Annotated in this window: 12 protein-coding genes and 1 pseudogene; 4 read left to right on the forward strand and 9 right to left on the reverse strand. The window is 53.1% G+C overall.

Features of this window, described 5'->3' with window-relative positions:
• Positions 1-40: 40 nt before the first annotated feature.
• The 4 genes and pseudogenes from ACLJRH_RS08050 to ACLJRH_RS08065 form a co-directional block, all read right to left on the reverse strand.
• A pseudogene (locus ACLJRH_RS08050) lies at positions 41-469 on the reverse strand (transposase); the annotation flags it as partial.
• Between the two features lie 389 nt (positions 470-858).
• The gene (gene glyS / locus ACLJRH_RS08055; protein ID WP_001291742.1) at positions 859-2,928 is read right to left on the reverse strand and encodes a glycine--tRNA ligase subunit beta; all 2,070 of its coding nucleotides are present in this window, start codon (positions 2,926-2,928) and stop codon (positions 859-861) included.
• Between the two features lie 9 nt (positions 2,929-2,937).
• Positions 2,938-3,849, reverse strand: a complete 912-nt coding sequence (gene glyQ / locus ACLJRH_RS08060; protein WP_001168556.1) for a glycine--tRNA ligase subunit alpha — start codon at positions 3,847-3,849, stop codon at positions 2,938-2,940.
• Positions 3,850-3,987: 138 nt separating this feature from the next.
• On the reverse strand, positions 3,988-4,290 hold the full coding sequence (locus ACLJRH_RS08065) for a YsaB family lipoprotein (protein ID WP_000605592.1): 303 nt from the start codon (positions 4,288-4,290) through the stop codon (positions 3,988-3,990).
• A 165-nt stretch (positions 4,291-4,455) separates the two neighbouring features.
• Here ACLJRH_RS08065 and ACLJRH_RS08070 point away from each other — a divergent pair, with 165 nt between their 5' ends.
• The gene (locus ACLJRH_RS08070) at positions 4,456-5,451 is read left to right on the forward strand and encodes an acyltransferase (protein ID WP_001182575.1); all 996 of its coding nucleotides are present in this window, start codon (positions 4,456-4,458) and stop codon (positions 5,449-5,451) included.
• A 20-nt stretch (positions 5,452-5,471) separates the two neighbouring features.
• On the opposite strand, the gene ACLJRH_RS08075 is transcribed toward ACLJRH_RS08070, so the two are convergent.
• From ACLJRH_RS08075 to xylA, 3 genes are all read right to left on the reverse strand, one after another.
• Complete coding sequence (locus ACLJRH_RS08075) at positions 5,472-5,825, reverse strand: YiaA/YiaB family protein (RefSeq protein ID WP_023223306.1); 354 nt, start codon at positions 5,823-5,825, stop codon at positions 5,472-5,474.
• 174 nt (positions 5,826-5,999) lie between these two features.
• A complete protein-coding gene (xylB, locus tag ACLJRH_RS08080) occupies positions 6,000-7,454 on the reverse strand; it encodes a xylulokinase (RefSeq protein ID WP_023137370.1) in 1,455 nt (484 codons plus the stop codon).
• 99 nt (positions 7,455-7,553) lie between these two features.
• A complete protein-coding gene (gene xylA / locus ACLJRH_RS08085) occupies positions 7,554-8,876 on the reverse strand; it encodes a xylose isomerase (protein ID WP_001149561.1) in 1,323 nt (440 codons plus the stop codon).
• A gap of 362 nt (positions 8,877-9,238) precedes the next feature.
• Here xylA and xylR point away from each other — a divergent pair, with 362 nt between their 5' ends.
• Positions 9,239-10,417, forward strand: coding sequence for a D-xylose utilization transcriptional activator XylR (gene xylR / locus ACLJRH_RS08090; RefSeq protein WP_000459824.1), 1,179 nt, complete (start codon positions 9,239-9,241; stop codon positions 10,415-10,417).
• 60 nt (positions 10,418-10,477) lie between these two features.
• On the opposite strand, the gene ACLJRH_RS08095 is transcribed toward xylR, so the two are convergent.
• Positions 10,478-11,302, reverse strand: a complete 825-nt coding sequence (locus ACLJRH_RS08095; RefSeq protein ID WP_023137369.1) for a protein bax — start codon at positions 11,300-11,302, stop codon at positions 10,478-10,480.
• 315 nt (positions 11,303-11,617) lie between these two features.
• Between ACLJRH_RS08095 and ACLJRH_RS08100 the strand changes: the two genes are divergently transcribed.
• Both ACLJRH_RS08100 and avtA read left to right on the forward strand, forming a co-directional pair.
• On the forward strand, positions 11,618-13,645 hold the full coding sequence (locus ACLJRH_RS08100; protein WP_023137368.1) for an alpha-amylase: 2,028 nt from the start codon (positions 11,618-11,620) through the stop codon (positions 13,643-13,645).
• A gap of 173 nt (positions 13,646-13,818) precedes the next feature.
• A complete protein-coding gene (gene avtA / locus ACLJRH_RS08105) occupies positions 13,819-15,069 on the forward strand; it encodes a valine--pyruvate transaminase (RefSeq protein WP_000144384.1) in 1,251 nt (416 codons plus the stop codon).
• A gap of 36 nt (positions 15,070-15,105) precedes the next feature.
• Here the strand turns inward: avtA and ACLJRH_RS08110 are convergent, their stop codons facing one another.
• Positions 15,106-15,579 (reverse strand): 4Fe-4S dicluster domain-containing protein, encoded by a 474-nt coding sequence (locus ACLJRH_RS08110; protein ID WP_001078823.1) that lies wholly within the window; start codon positions 15,577-15,579, stop codon positions 15,106-15,108.
• Between the last annotated feature and the right edge of the window lie 96 nt (positions 15,580-15,675).

The raw sequence follows: 15,675 nt of genomic DNA on the forward strand, positions 1-15,675 counted from the left end.
GACGTTCAGGTTTCCTGATAGCATCCCTGTACAGACCTTGTTAATTTCTGCCTGGATAGCTCTTTAGGCGGTATTCAACCGGGCTGAGTCCGTTAAATCTAAGGCTAATTCGTCGGGTATTGTAGTATCGTATGTAATCCTCAATAGCTATCTTAAGTTCATCAATATCCTTAAATTTACTGGTGTAAAAACTTTCTGATTTTAAAGTCCCGAAAAAACATTCTGCACAGGCATTATCAAGGCAGTTGCCTTTGCGGGACATACTTTGGATGATGCCAAACTCTCGCAACTGATACTGGTACCATCAATGACGGTATTGCCAGCCCTGATCTGAATGAAGAACCGGATTGGTACCCGCATCAAGTCTGGCAAATGCCTTCATGAGTATGTCATCGATCATCGGCATGGTTGGACGTTCTGAAATACTGCAGGAGATCGCTTCGTTATTGAAGAGATCAATAATGGGCGCAGTGCACTTTTGATTTATATACCCTTCATACTTCAAGTTGCTTATGTGTTGGCTACGCTCGCTCACCCCAGTCACATAGTTATCTATGCTCCTGGGGACTCACTCCCTTGCCGCCTTTAAGCAACTCGAATTATTTTGGGTATAGTCAGGTGGGGCTTTTCTCTGTCTGCCTTTTGGTGAATACCTGAGACAAACAGTCTCAAGCACCCGTAGCTATTCTAACGCCAATATCCGTACCGCCAGCGTTAATGTATTCCTGAAATATTTTTTGCCAATCAATAGAAATAACCGCGTCTATGAGTTACAGAATTATTAGCGAATCGACTGATACTATTTATATTATAAAAAAACCTGCCCGAAAGCAGGTTTTTGTTTAATTAACTGAACGCTTATTGCAGTAACGAAATATCCGCAACCTGCAGGAACAGTTCGCGTAGTTTCGACAACAGCGTCAGGCGGTTGATACGGATATCTTTCTCTTCCGCGTTAACCATGACATTTTCGAAGAATTCATCCACCGGCGCGCGCAGAGCAGCCAGCTCAATCAACGCTTCCTGATAACGACCATCGGCAAAGTACGGCTGAAGCTTATCACGCAGCACAACCAGATGTCTGGCCAACTCAATTTCCGCCGCTTCTTTCAGTACGGAGGCGTGGACGATATCGTTCAGCGGCTCAGTGGCTTTCGCCAGGATGTTGGAGACGCGCTTGTTCGCCGCCGCCAGCGCAGAGGCTTCTTCCAGGGTGCGGAAGTGCGATACCGCTTTCATACGAGCATCGAAATCTGCCGGACGGGTCGGACGACGCGCCAGTACCGCCTGGATGGTGTCGACGGTGTAACCTTCGTCCTGATACCAGGCGCGGAAGCGACCCAGCATAAAATCGATCACATCATCGACTACGTTAGCATTGGTCAGCTTGTCGCCATACAGACGCGCCGCTTCTTCGGTCAGCGTTTGCAGATCAAGAGCGAGGTTCTTCTCAACGATGATGCGCAGCACGCCCAGCGCGGCACGACGCAGCGCAAACGGGTCTTTGTCGCCTTTCGGATGCTGACCGATACCGAAGATACCCGCCAGAGTATCCATCTTGTCAGCGATCGCCAACGCGCAGGCCACCGGGTTAGACGGCAGGTCATCACCGGCAAAGCGTGGCTGATACTGCTCGTTCAGCGCCACGGCCACATCTTCCGCTTCACCATCATGGCGCGCGTAGTGCATCCCCATCACGCCCTGGGTGTCGGTGAACTCGAAGACCATGTTGGTCATCAGGTCGCACTTGGAGAGCAGGCCCGCACGAGTGGCGTGGTTAACGTCAGCGCCAATCTGACCGGCAATCCAGCCTGCCAGTGCCTGAATGCGATCGGTCTTATCGCGCAGGGTACCCAACTGCTGTTGAAACAGCACGGTTTGCAGACGCGGCAGATGATCTTCCAGACGTTTTTTACGGTCGGTGTTGAAGAAGAATTCGGCATCCGCCAGACGCGGACGCACCACTTTCTCGTTACCGGAGATAATCTGGGTCGGATCTTTCGACTCGATGTTGGCGACGAAGATAAAGTTCGGCAGCAGCTTGCCCGCGTTGTCATAAACCGGGAAATACTTCTGGTCGCCCTTCATGGTGTACACCAGCGCTTCGGCAGGCACAGCGAGGAATTTCTCTTCGAATTTCGCCGTCAATACCACCGGCCACTCCACCAACGAGGCGACTTCTTCCAGCAGGCTTTCGCTCAGGTCGGCATTACCGCCAATCTTACGTGCTGCTTCTTCGGCGTCCGCTTTGATTTTGGCTTTACGCGCTTCGTAGTCGGCAATGACTTTACCGCGCTCCAGCAGAATTTGCGGGTACTGATCGGCACTATCAATGGTGAACTCCGGCTCACCCATAAAGCGGTGGCCGCGAATGACGCGGTCAGACTGAATGCCCAGGATGGTCGCCGGAATGACCTTATCGCCCAACAGCAGGGTCACGGTGTGCACCGGACGCACGAAGTGGACGTCAGACGCGCCCCAGCGCATCAGTTTCGGGATCGGTAGTTTCGCCAGCGAGGTGGCTACCATGTTCGGCACCAGCGCTTCGGTACTTTCGCCCTTCACGTGGGCGCGATACAGCAGCCATTCGCCTTTGTCGGTCTTCAGACGCTCGGCCTGATCAACGGTGATCCCGCAGCCGCGCGCCCAGCCTTCTGCCGCTTTGCTCGGTTTGCCTTCGGCGTCGAACGCCTGGGCAATCGCCGGACCACGTTTTTCGACTTCGCGATCGGGCTGAGATTCAGCAAGATTCGCCACTTTCAGCGCCAGACGGCGCGGGGCGGCAAACCATTCAACGTTACCGTGCGCGAGGCCGGCGTTATCCAGCTCCGCAGTGAAGTTCGCAGCAAAGGACTCAGCCAAACTGCGCAGTGCTTTTGGTGGCAGCTCTTCAGTGCCGATTTCCACCAGAAAAGTTTTCTCAGACATGGCCGCCTCTTACTTGTCTTTGTTGCACATCGGGAAGCCGAGGGCTTCACGGGAAGCATAATAAGCCTCTGCCACTGCTTTGGTCAGGGTGCGAATACGCAAAATGTAGCGCTGACGTTCGGTGACGGAGATAGCTTTACGCGCATCCAGCAGGTTGAAGCTATGGGCGGCTTTCAGAATACGCTCGTAGGCCGGCAGCGGCAGCGGGTTTTCTAGTGCCAGCAGCTGCTGGGCTTCTTTTTCATACTGCTCGAAGCAGGTGAATAAGAAATCCACATCGGCGTATTCAAAGTTATAGGTGGACTGCTCCACTTCGTTCTGATGGAACACGTCGCCGTAGGTGGTTTTACCCAGCGGGCCATCGCTCCAGACCAGGTCGTAAACGCTGTCCACGCCCTGGATATACATCGCCAGACGTTCCAGACCGTAGGTGATTTCACCGGTCACCGGCTTGCACTCCAGGCCGCCGACCTGCTGGAAGTAGGTGAACTGCGTCACTTCCATGCCATTCAGCCACACTTCCCAGCCGAGTCCCCAGGCGCCCAGCGTCGGGTTCTCCCAGTTATCTTCCACGAAACGGATATCGTGAATGGTCGGGTCCATACCCAGCTCTTTCAGAGAACCGAGATACAGCTCCTGAATATTCTCCGGAGACGGCTTAATCACTACCTGGAACTGGTAGTAGTGCTGTAAGCGGTTCGGGTTTTCGCCGTAGCGGCCATCGGTCGGACGACGAGAAGGCTGCACATAGGCAGTCGCCATCGGCTCTGGCCCCAGCGCGCGCAGGCAGGTCATTGGATGAGAAGTTCCCGCGCCAACTTCCATGTCCAATGGTTGAACAATGGTGCAGCCCTGGCGAGCCCAGTAATCCTGTAAGGTCAGGATCAAGCCCTGGAAGGTCCTGGTATCAAACTTTTGCATATTATTTCGTGCTGGATACGTGTGGATTTAAAGGAAGGAGCCAGTATACCCGCTGGATGCGAGATATACAGTATGAAACCGGTTTGTTTAGCGAAAATTGCCGGATTTCGCGGCATCACACCTCACCAGGCGCGGCTTTTACCGCATAGAAAGATGTAAAAACTGCCCATCTGCATCAAAAGAGCAGACAAAACTCTCTTTACGGAAGGTATTACCACGCATCTCATAGCTCCCCTGAAACTGCTCGAAGCCGGTAACAGCAATTTTCTGTGCGCCAGTGTTGTAACGCTGCGCCGCCTGAGCTTTACACAATGCTTCCATATCCAGCGTGCGTGTTGGGCTCACTTTACTCTGCTGGGCTTTTTGCGTCGGTGGCGGTGTCGCTGTGCATCCCACCAGAGCGATGGCTATCATCACAGTACAGAAATACTTCATTATCATTTTTATTACCGTCTGGTTTGCTGGTCAGTCTTATTATTAAGGTTTGTGGGTAACAGACACATTGTGCGAATCTCCTTACGCCATCACAAGATGTAGCGTAGAAAGTCAGATTTTTCCAGTGAGCCACCGCGCTGGAACTCTATTGAAACGGAAGCTGAGGAACTGATGCAGCCTAAAATTAACTGGATTGATAACCTGCGAGGGATCGCCTGTTTAATGGTAGTGATGATCCATACTACAACGTGGTACATCACCAACGCCCACAGCGTCAGCCCGCTAAACTGGGATATTGCGAATGTCCTGAATTCGGCTTCGCGCGTTAGCGTTCCCCTGTTTTTTATGATTTCAGGCTATCTTTTTTTTGGCGAGCGCTGCGCGCAACCGCGGCATTTTTTACGTATCGCCCTGTGCCTTATCTTTTACAGCGTTGTCGCCCTGGCTTACATTTCACTTTTTACTTCGATCAACGTCGAGCTTTCGCTAAAAAATGCACTGCAAAAACCCGTGTTTTACCACCTGTGGTTTTTCTTTGCGATTGCGGTGATCTACCTGGTATCGCCATTAATCCAGGTAAAAAACGTGAGCGGCAAAATGCTCCTGACGCTGATGGTGGTCATTGGTATTATTGCCAACCCAAATACTGTGCCGCAAAAAATCGGCGGCGTTGAATGGTTGCCCATCAATCTGTATATCAGCGGCGACACATTCTACTACATTCTCTACGGTATCCTGGGCCGCGCCATTGGAATGATGGAGACGCAAAAGTCATCGCTGACGCTTATCTGCACTGCCCTGTTCATCATCGCGGTATTTGTTATTTCTCGCGGCACATTGCATGAATTACGCTGGCGCGGAAATTTTGCCGATACCTGGTATCTGTATTGCGGTCCCATGGTGTTTATTTGCGCCGTCTCACTGTTCACGGTAGTTAAAAATAAGCTGAATGCGCGGACGTTACCTGGACTGGGGCTTATCTCCCGCCACTCGCTGGGTATTTATGGTTTCCACGCGCTGATTATCCATGCGCTACGTACTAATGGTCTGGAGTTAAAGCGTTGGCCGCCGTTAGACATCGTGTGGGTTTTTGCCGCGACGGTGACAGGAAGCCTGCTACTTTCCATGCTGTTACAGCGTATTGATAAACGGAAATGGGTTAGCTAAACGAATGATGGCTCCGGCCATCATTCATCATCACTGTAGGAAGCGTAAAGATCGGTTCCATATATACTGACCCCCAGCGCCACCAGGCACAGTATTTTCAGCGCGCCCGCCAGCGCCAGGTTAAATACGCCGACCGCGACCATGCCGATGCCAAGCAACAGCAAAGATTTACAACGAGAAAGCAAGCGGTCATTCCCCGTGTGTTCCTGGCGAATTAAGACAGGAAAACCGCACATGACGATTGCCGCAAAAAAATATCCCTTTTCGCTTAATGTATGACAGCTTGGCCACAGTCCCACCAGGTATACCACTGCACCGACGACTAACATTCCCAGGCCGAATATCCGTTTCCTGCGCGCAACGTGATCGTCCATCTCACTCTCCTTGTGGTTGAGTGAGACACATTAAGCGAAGAAATAGCGATGAAAAAGGCGCCTGCTTAGCAATAATATAAAAATCAGAAAACACACATACTTACTTCGATATAATTCAATAGAATCAATATTTACGGGAAATGCCTTTCAGCCAAAACCGAAAGGCATTCTGACTTATGACATCAACGGCAACAGCTGCTGATAGAGTCGACGGAAGGTTTCACGACGTTGTTGATAAACCGCATGACGCTGCGCATCAGGATAATGCGCCTGCTCCAGCGGCAACTGCGGCAATACATCGGCGAGCGGAGTCTGTTTATTCACCGCAATTTGCGCCAGACGCGCCGCGCCCAGCGCTGGTCCCACATCGCCGCCAGTACGATAATCAAGCTGTAGCCCGCTAATATCAGATAGCATCTGACGCCAGTATTCGCTGCGCGCCCCGCCGCCGATAAGCGTCACGCTGGCGGGCTTGACGCCGCAGGCGTGAACCACATCCATGCCATCCGCCAGAGCATATCCCACGCCTTCCAGTACCGCCCGCGCCAGTTCCGCCGGGCCATGCTGATGGGTTAAACCAAAGAAAACGCCTTTTGCCTGCGGATTATTGTGCGGCGTGCGCTCGCCGGACAGGTACGGCAAAAACCAGATCGGATCGGTATGCTCATTCGCCTGCTGTGCGGCGGCAATCAGCGCCGGGACGTTCTCCTGCCCGGTGAGTTTAGCCGCCCAGTCCAGACAAGAGGCGGCGCTCAACATCACAGACATTAAATGCCAGCGTTCCGGCAGCGCATGGCAAAAACTGTGTACTGCGCTCTCCGGTTTACTCAGAAAGCCGTCGCTGACGGCAAAATAGACGCCCGATGTTCCGAGTGAGAGCATCGCCTGTCCGGCATCGATCATTCCTACGCCGACCGCGCCAGCCGCATTGTCGCCGCCGCCCGCCACCACAGGTACTGCTGGCATTCCCCATGCGCTGGCTACCTCTGGCAGCAACGTTCCGGTAATGTCACTACCTTCAAATAACGCTGGCATCTGCTGTCGGGTTAAATGACAGGCGTTGAGCATAACGTCGCTCCAGTCGCGCTTTTTCACGTCCAGCCACATCGTTCCTGCCGCATCCGACATATCGCTGGCAAAGACGCCCGTCATTCGCAGCCGCAGAAAATCTTTCGGCAGCAGAACTTTGTCTATCTGGCGGAAAATATCCGGTTCGTGGCGCTGCACCCAGACTAATTTGGGCGCGGTAAAACCGGGCATCATCAGGTTACCGGTTATCGCACGCGACTGCGGCACCTGTTTTTCCAGCCAGGCGCACTCTTCGCTACAGCGTCCGTCATTCCATAAAATCGCTGGTCGCAGAACCTGCTGACGGCTATCAAGCAATGTCGCGCCATGCATTTGTCCGGCGATGCCCAACGCCCGAACGCCACTTAACGACTGTTGCCGACCTAAACCTTTAACCGCACGATCCGTCGCCTGCCACCACTGCTCTGGTTCCTGTTCCGACCATAAGGGATGCGGACGCGATACGGTCAGTTTTTCAGTATGCGTAGCCAGCACATCGCCCTGCTCATTCAACAGGATAGCCTTTACACCCGATGTACCAAGATCGATCCCGATATACATATTGTGGGTTCCTTTACTGAAAGCGCCCGGCAGCGCTACGCTTACCGGGCTAATCACGACTACAGGCCGGGCTAACGCGGAGTCGCCCGGTAGATAGGGTTATTTATCAAACAGATAACGGTTAACCAGATTTTCTAACAGCTCCTGATGACCGCTTTGATGTACTGGCGCCAGATTATGCTGCTCCGCATACTGCGCCAGTTCGCCTAAGGAGAGTTGTCCTTTCAGAATCTGCTGCCCCAGTTCGCCATTCCAGCCGGCATAGCGCTTCGCCACGCGTTTATCCAGCTCGCCGTCTTCAACCATACGCGCGGCGATTTTCAGCGACAACGCCATCGTATCCATCGCGCCGATATGACCGTAGAACAGATCGTATTTATCGGTGCTCTGGCGACGAACTTTGGCGTCGAAGTTGAGACCGCCCGTTGTGAATCCGCCCGCTTTCAGGATTTCGTACATCACCAGCGCGTTCTCTTCAACGCTAATCGGGAACTGATCGGTATCCCAGCCCAGTTGCGCATCGCCGCGGTTGGCGTCAACGGAGCCAAAAATACCCAGCGCGATAGCGGTCGCGATTTCATGGTGGAACGAATGGCCCGCCAGCGTCGCGTGGTTCGCCTCAATGTTCACTTTGATCTCTTTTTCCAGGCCGAACTGTTTGAGGAAGCCATAGACCGTTGCAACGTCATAATCATACTGATGTTTTGTCGGTTCCTGCGGTTTCGGTTCAATCAGCAGCGTGCCCTGGAAACCCATTTTATGTTTGTGCTCGACCACCATTTGCATAAAGCGGCCAATCTGTTCGCGTTCCTGGCGCAGATCGGTATTCAGCAACGTTTCATAACCTTCGCGCCCGCCCCACAGGACGTAATTTTCGCCGCCCAGTTTATGCGTGGCGTTCATTGCCGTAACCACTTGCGTCGCTGCCCAGCTAAAGACCTCCGGGTCCGGGTTAGTGGCGGCGCCTGCGCCATAGCGCGGGTTGGTAAAGCAGTTCGCCGTTCCCCACAGCAGTTTTACGCCGCTCTGCTCCTGTTTCGCCGCCAGCACATCCACCATCTGCGCGAAGTTGTTTTTATATTCTTTCAACGACGCGCCTTCCGGCGACACATCCACGTCATGGAAGCAATAAAAAGGCACATTCAGTTTGTGGAAAAATTCAAACGCCACGTCCGCTTTGCGTTTCGCCAGCTCCAGCGCTTCGCCCGGTTGCTGCCACGGACGATTAAACGCGCCTACACCAAACATATCCGCGCCGTTCCAGCAGAAGGTATGCCAGTAACAGGCCGCGAAACGCAGGTGATCTTCCATACGTTTACCTAAAACCAGCTCGTCGGGATTGTAATGACGAAATGCCAGCGGGTTAGTCGATTGAGGGCCTTCATAGCGAACACGATCGAGTTGGTCAAAATAAGCCTGCATAGTGAGCTCCATAATCAGATAAGACGGCAAGTAAACGACATAACGTCATACTGGAATTTCCTGATTTATTGCTCAATTACGTTATTTCACACCGCTATTAAGAGAATCCCCAAATGTGCTCTGGCTCTCAAAAAAACGCTGAAAACCACAGAAGAAAAAAGCGATCGCGATCGAATCCTGGAAAATAAACAAAAAACCGTAATATACAGATAAGAAATGACAATTGTCATCCGCCGTTTGCTGTGATGAATTTCGCATAACGTTTCAGGCGCAAAATAATTTGTCATCATTCGCCAGACCGTTATGTCAGCCGTTTTGATAGTATCCATGAGTCCAGGTTCACTTTTGCAGGATATATCCTCATGTTTGATAAACGTCACCGCATCACTCTGTTATTTAACGCGAATAAAGCCTATGACCGTCAGGTAGTGGAGGGGGTGGGTGAATATTTACAAGCCTCGCAATCCGAATGGGATATATTTATTGAGGAAGATTTCCGTGCCCGTATCGATAACATTAAAGAGTGGTTAGGCGACGGCGTTATTGCCGATTACGATGATGACGATATCGCGCAATTATTGGCCGATGTCGACGTACCCATTGTCGGGGTCGGCGGTTCTTACCATCTTGCTGAAAATTATCCCGCCGTTCATTACATCGCCACCGATAATCATGCGCTCGTTGAAAGCGCTTTCCTGCATTTAAAAGAAAAAGGCGTTAACCGCTTCGCGTTTTACGGTTTGCCCGACTCCAGCCGCAAACATTGGGCGGCGGAACGGGAATACGCCTTTCGCCAGCTGGTCGCCGAGGAAAAATACCGCGGCGTAGTCTATCAGGGGCTGGAAACCGCGCCGGAAAACTGGCAGCACGCGCAAAATCGCCTCGCCGACTGGCTTCAGACGCTGCCGCCGCAAACCGGCATCATTGCCGTAACGGATGCCCGCGCCCGTCACGTATTGCAGGCCTGCGAACACCTGCATATTCCGGTGCCGGAAAAACTTTGCGTTATCGGTATTGATAACGAAGAGTTAACCCGTTATCTGTCGCGCGTCGCGCTTTCCTCCGTCGCGCAGGGGGCGCGGCAAATGGGCTATCAGGCGGCGAAGCTGCTGCACCGTTTGCTGGCGCGCGAAGAGATGCCGTTACAGCGCATTCTGGTGCCGCCGGTGCGCGTCATTGCGCGCCGCTCGACAGACTATCGCTCCCTGACCGATCCGGCGGTTATCCAGGCGATGCACTTTATTCGTAACCATGCCTGTAAGGGCATTAAAGTCGAGCAGGTGCTGGATGCGGTTGGGATTTCACGTTCAAACCTGGAAAAACGTTTTAAGGAAGAAGTTGGCGAGACGATACATGCGCTGATCCACGCCGAAAAGCTGGAAAAAGCGCGTAGTTTGTTGATTTCTACCACGTTGGCGATAAACGAAATTTCGCAAATGTGCGGCTACCCGTCACTGCAATATTTCTATTCGGTGTTTAAAAAGGAGTACGTCACTACGCCTAAGGAGTATCGCGACCAGCATAGTGAAGCGTTGTTGTAGTTTATCCAGCCTACAGACGCCTTATAAGCCGGATAGCGTAACGCCATCCGGCACACAGAATTACATATGCGCGGCGATCAGACGCTGGTTGTCCTGGTACATCGCGAACAAGTAGTTGTTATAGCGCGCCCCCTGGGTAGAGTAACCCTTCAGCTTATGAATCATCGCCGTGGCGGTGACTTCCTGATCCGCCTTACGCAGTTGGGCGCGCGACTTGCGGAAAGAAGAATAAGCCGGATGCGTGTTCAGGTTGGCGACATACGCGCTCACCGACTCCTCAACCGACGCGAATTGCGAGTAACCTTTCACCTTACCCGGCGTATTGGTACAACGCCCTTTCGTACACTTCATGCCGAACAGGTTGTTGTTGCTACGCGCCAGTTTAGAGGTTCCCCAGCCGCTTTCCGCCGCCGCCATCGTCGCCACCATGCTGGTTGGGATAATGTCGACGCGCTCCAGCAATGTATTCCACGGAATACGACGCGTGTTGCCGGACCAGCTCACTTTATAGCGCTTCGCGATATCTTTCATACGCGCGCGCTCAGACGGCGACCAGCGGTTCTGGTACTGTTTTGAGATCAGCCAATTACGGTCCGCGGTAATCGCGGCATTTTGGCTGGTGATGTAAGGCATAACGGTCCGGAGAAACGCTTTTTTTCTGGGGGTTCCGGAAGGGTATTTTCGCAAATCAGGAAGTGAACTGCTCTTTGCACTATTGCGAGAATACTCTTGTTTACTGCTAACCTGTTTATAACTTTTCTCGGTTATGTGGGACTTTTGACTCGTTTGTGTTGCGTGCGTCTTTGCCAGCACCTCACCCGAAAATGCGATGGTGAGTAACATAAGAATCATTGCCCCATATCGTCGCATGGGAGTCAATATCATTAGGTCTCCTGGTCGGATTGATACATTCCAACACCTTTTATTTTTCACAAAGTTAAGGTTTGAACCCCAAATTCTAGCAAAAATAGGCTTAAAAAGCACCTCAGGGAATAGTCTTAATCCGAAACTATGTCAACTATTAACGATAACAGACAGCAATAATGCCAATGAAATGTGGCGCTTATCGCAAATAGAGGCGTTTTTTTGCGCCTCGTCGCTCACCCTCGCGCCTCCTCCTGCGCGACTCTCTGCGGGGGAGGAGTTCATTCGCCTAAAAACCAGGCAAGCTGATGAATATTGCCCACAAAGGATAGCGTGATGAAACTTGCCGCCTTCGCTCTGACGCTGATACCCGGTATCGCGATCGCCTCATCATGGACCTCGCCCGGTTTTCCGACGTTCTCGACGCAGGAAACCGGACGCTTTACCAGCCATGCTGCATTAACAAAAGGTACACGCGCGTTAACGCTCCATATTGACCAGCAGTGCTGGCAGCCCTCCGGCGCCATAAAACTCAACCAAATGTTGTCGTTAAAACCCTGCGAAGGCGCGCCGCCGCAATGGCGTCTGTTTAAAGATGGCGACTATACGATAACGGTAGATACCCGATCCGGTACGCCGACCCTGCTGTTATCGATAAAAACTGAATCTGAACGCACCGCGCAGCTCGCCTACCAGTGTCCCGTCTGGGATGGTTCGCCGCTCACGCTGGATGTTCGCCAAACATTTCCGGAAGGGACGGTAGTGCGCGATTATTACAGTGGTCAAACCGATACCGTCCAAAACGGGCAAATCACGCTGCGCCCTGCCGACAGCCACGGGCTTTTATTGCTGGAACGCGCGGAAACCCATGCATCAGCGCCTTTTAACTGGCGCAGCGCCACCGTTTATTTTGTGCTTACGGATCGCTTTCGCAATGGCGATCCAACCAACGACCACAGCTATGGTCGCCATAAGGATGGTATGCAAGAGATTGGCACTTTCCACGGCGGCGATTTGCGCGGGTTGACGAGTCAACTGGACTATCTACAGCAATTAGGCGTGAACGCCTTGTGGATAAGCTCGCCGTTTGAACAGATCCACGGCTGGGTCGGCGGCGGAACAAAAGGCGATTTTCCTCATTACGCCTATCACGGCTATTACACTCAGGACTGGACGACGCTGGATGCCAATATGGGCAGCGAAGCCGATCTCCGTGCGCTGGTCGACGGCGCGCACCAGCGCGGCATCCGTATTTTATTTGACGTAGTAATGAATCATGCCGGTTACGCCACGCTGGCGGATATGCAGGAGTATCAGTTCGGCGCGCTCTATTTATCCGGCGCGGAACGGCAAAAAATTCTCGGCGATCGCTGGACAAACTGGCGACCCGCCGCCGGACAAAGCTGGCACAGCTTTAACGACTACATCAACTTCAGCGACAGCGCCGCCTGGGAAAAATGGTGGGGGAAAAAGTGGATTCGTACCGATATTGGCGACTACGACAGTCCGGGATTTGACGATTTAACCCTGTCGCTGGCCTTCCTGCCGGATATAAAAACGGAATCTACCACGCCTTCCGGCCTACCCGCGTTCTATGCCAACAAACCTGATACTAAAGCAAAGTTCATTGAAGGCTATACGCCACGGGATTATCTGACTCACTGGTTAAGCCAGTGGGTGCATGATTACGGCATTGACGGGTTCCGGGTCGATACTGCCAAAAATGTTGAGCTTCCTGCCTGGCAACAGCTAAAAACCCAGGCCAGCGCGGCATTACGCGAATGGAAGCAGGCCAATCCGGACAAAGCGCTGGATGATAGCCCGTTCTGGATGACTGGCGAAGCGTGGGGCCACGGCGTCATGAAAAGTGACTATTATCGCTATGGTTTCGACGCGATGATCAATTTTGATTATCAGGAGCAGGCCGCGAAAGCGGTCGATTGCCTGGCGGAAATGGGGCCAGTCTGGCAGCAGATGGCGGATAAAATGCAGGATTTCAACGTATTAAGTTACCTCTCCTCGCATGATACGCGCCTTTTCCGTGAGAGCGGTGATAAGGCGGCGGAACTGCTGCTGCTTTCGCCGGGCGCGGTGCAGATCTTTTACGGCGATGAATCCGCTCGTCCCTTCGGCCCCACCGGCTCCGACCCCCTGCAAGGCACCCGTTCAGATATGAACTGGCAGGACGTGAGCGGAAAGTCAGCCGCAGCCGTCGCGCACTGGCAGCGTATTAGCCAGTTCCGCGCCAGACATCCCGCCATCGGCGCAGGCCAACAAACCACGCTGACGCTAAAACACGGGTACGGTTTTGTACGCCAGTACGGCGACGATACGGTGATGGTCGTCTGGGCAGGCCGCCGCTAATCATGGCGCTACCGGTCCCCTCGCGTACCGGTAGCCCCTTCAAAATAAAAAACTAACCTGATAAAAATTTGTAGCATAAAACATCAATACCACCGCCTGACCCCCATTTGCGCCCCGCCATTTGTAGCGTTATGGTTATCCACTTTGACAGACAGTTCGATAGATCACCCGTTATGACATTTTCACTTTTCGGCGATAAATTTACCCGCCATTCAGGCATTACCCGCCTGATGGAGGATCTCAACGACGGCTTACGCACGCCAGGCGCCATCATGCTTGGCGGCGGTAACCCGGCACACATCCCTGCAATGCAGGATTATTTCCAGACGCTACTGACAGAGATGGTAGAAAGCGGCAAAGCCGCTGATGCGCTTTGTAATTATGACGGTCCCCAGGGAAAAACGGCGCTACTGAATGCACTGGCCGTACTGCTACGTGAAACGCTGGGATGGGATATCGAACCACAGAATATTGCGCTGACAAATGGCAGTCAGAGCGCGTTTTTCTACTTATTTAATCTCTTCGCCGGACGTCGCGCCGACGGCAGTACGAAAAAGGTACTATTCCCGCTTGCGCCGGAATACATCGGCTATGCGGATTCCGGTCTGGAAGACGACCTCTTCGTTTCGGCGCGCCCGAATATTGAACTGCTGCCGGAAGGCCAGTTTAAGTATCACGTCGATTTTGAGCATCTGCACATCGGCGAAGAAACGGGGATGATTTGCGTCTCGCGCCCGACCAACCCAACCGGTAACGTTATCACCGACGAAGAGCTGATGAAGCTGGACAGACTGGCGAATCAGCACAACATCCCACTGGTGATTGATAACGCTTATGGCGTACCGTTTCCGGGCATTATCTTTAGCGAGGCGCGCCCGCTGTGGAACCCCAATATTATCCTATGCATGAGCCTCTCAAAGCTGGGGCTGCCCGGCTCCCGCTGCGGGATTATCATCGCCAATGATAAGACGATTACCGCCATTGCCAACATGAACGGCATCATCAGCCTTGCGCCCGGCGGCATGGGTCCGGCGATGATGTGCGAAATGATTAAGCGTAACGATCTGCTGCGGCTGTCGGAAACGGTTATCAAACCTTTCTACTATCAGCGCGTTCAACAGACGATCGCGATCATTCGTCGCTATTTATCCGAAGAACGCTGCCTGATTCATAAACCGGAAGGCGCAATATTTTTGTGGCTGTGGTTTAAAGATCTGCCGATTACCACCGAGCTACTCTATCAACGCTTGAAAGCGCGCGGCGTGCTGATGGTGCCGGGCCACTATTTCTTTCCCGGACTGGATAAACCCTGGCCGCACACACACCAATGTATGCGGATGAACTACGTGCCTGAACCGGATAAAATCGAGGCGGGCGTAAAAATTCTGGCAGAAGAGATTGAACGCGCCTGGCGTGAAGGCTGACGGTTATTCCGGCCATCATGCAGGCCGGAACGACGTTCAGAAAGGTTGAGAATAGAGGCGCTGGCGCTGCACGTGTGCTGCGTCAACGCACTGTAACGCACTGGTCGGGCAGGCTTCCACGCACGCCGGCCCCGCTTCCCGATGCCAGCAAAGATCGCATTTAATCGCCTGCGCGCCTGACGTGGACGCCACCACGGTCATCGCGCCAAACGGGCAAGCCAGCATACAGCTTTTACAACCAATGCAGCGCGATGGCGTCACGAAGATATGCCCCCGATCACGTCGAAGCGCCTGTACCGGGCAGACATTCGCGCACGGCGCGTCCTCACACTGATGGCAGACCGTGGCCGTGGTGAAGCTATCCTCTTTTATCACCCGGATACGCGGCACAAAGTCCGCCGTCGTCACCGCCGCGCTATTCTGCTGTTCCTGGTGCGACACCACGCAGGCGACCTCGCAGGTACGACACCCGATACACGCCGACGCATCCGCCATAATAAACCGGTTCATTGTTCTCCCCCTGCGTTAAAACGCCAGAATGCCAGAGAGCCATTCCCCGCCGCTTTGATCCCACTACGCAAACGGACAAATTTTGTCAGATGCCTG

The organism is Salmonella sp. SAL04162 (assembly GCF_046551535.1).
Classification (GTDB): Bacteria; Pseudomonadota; Gammaproteobacteria; order Enterobacterales; family Enterobacteriaceae; genus Salmonella; species Salmonella enterica.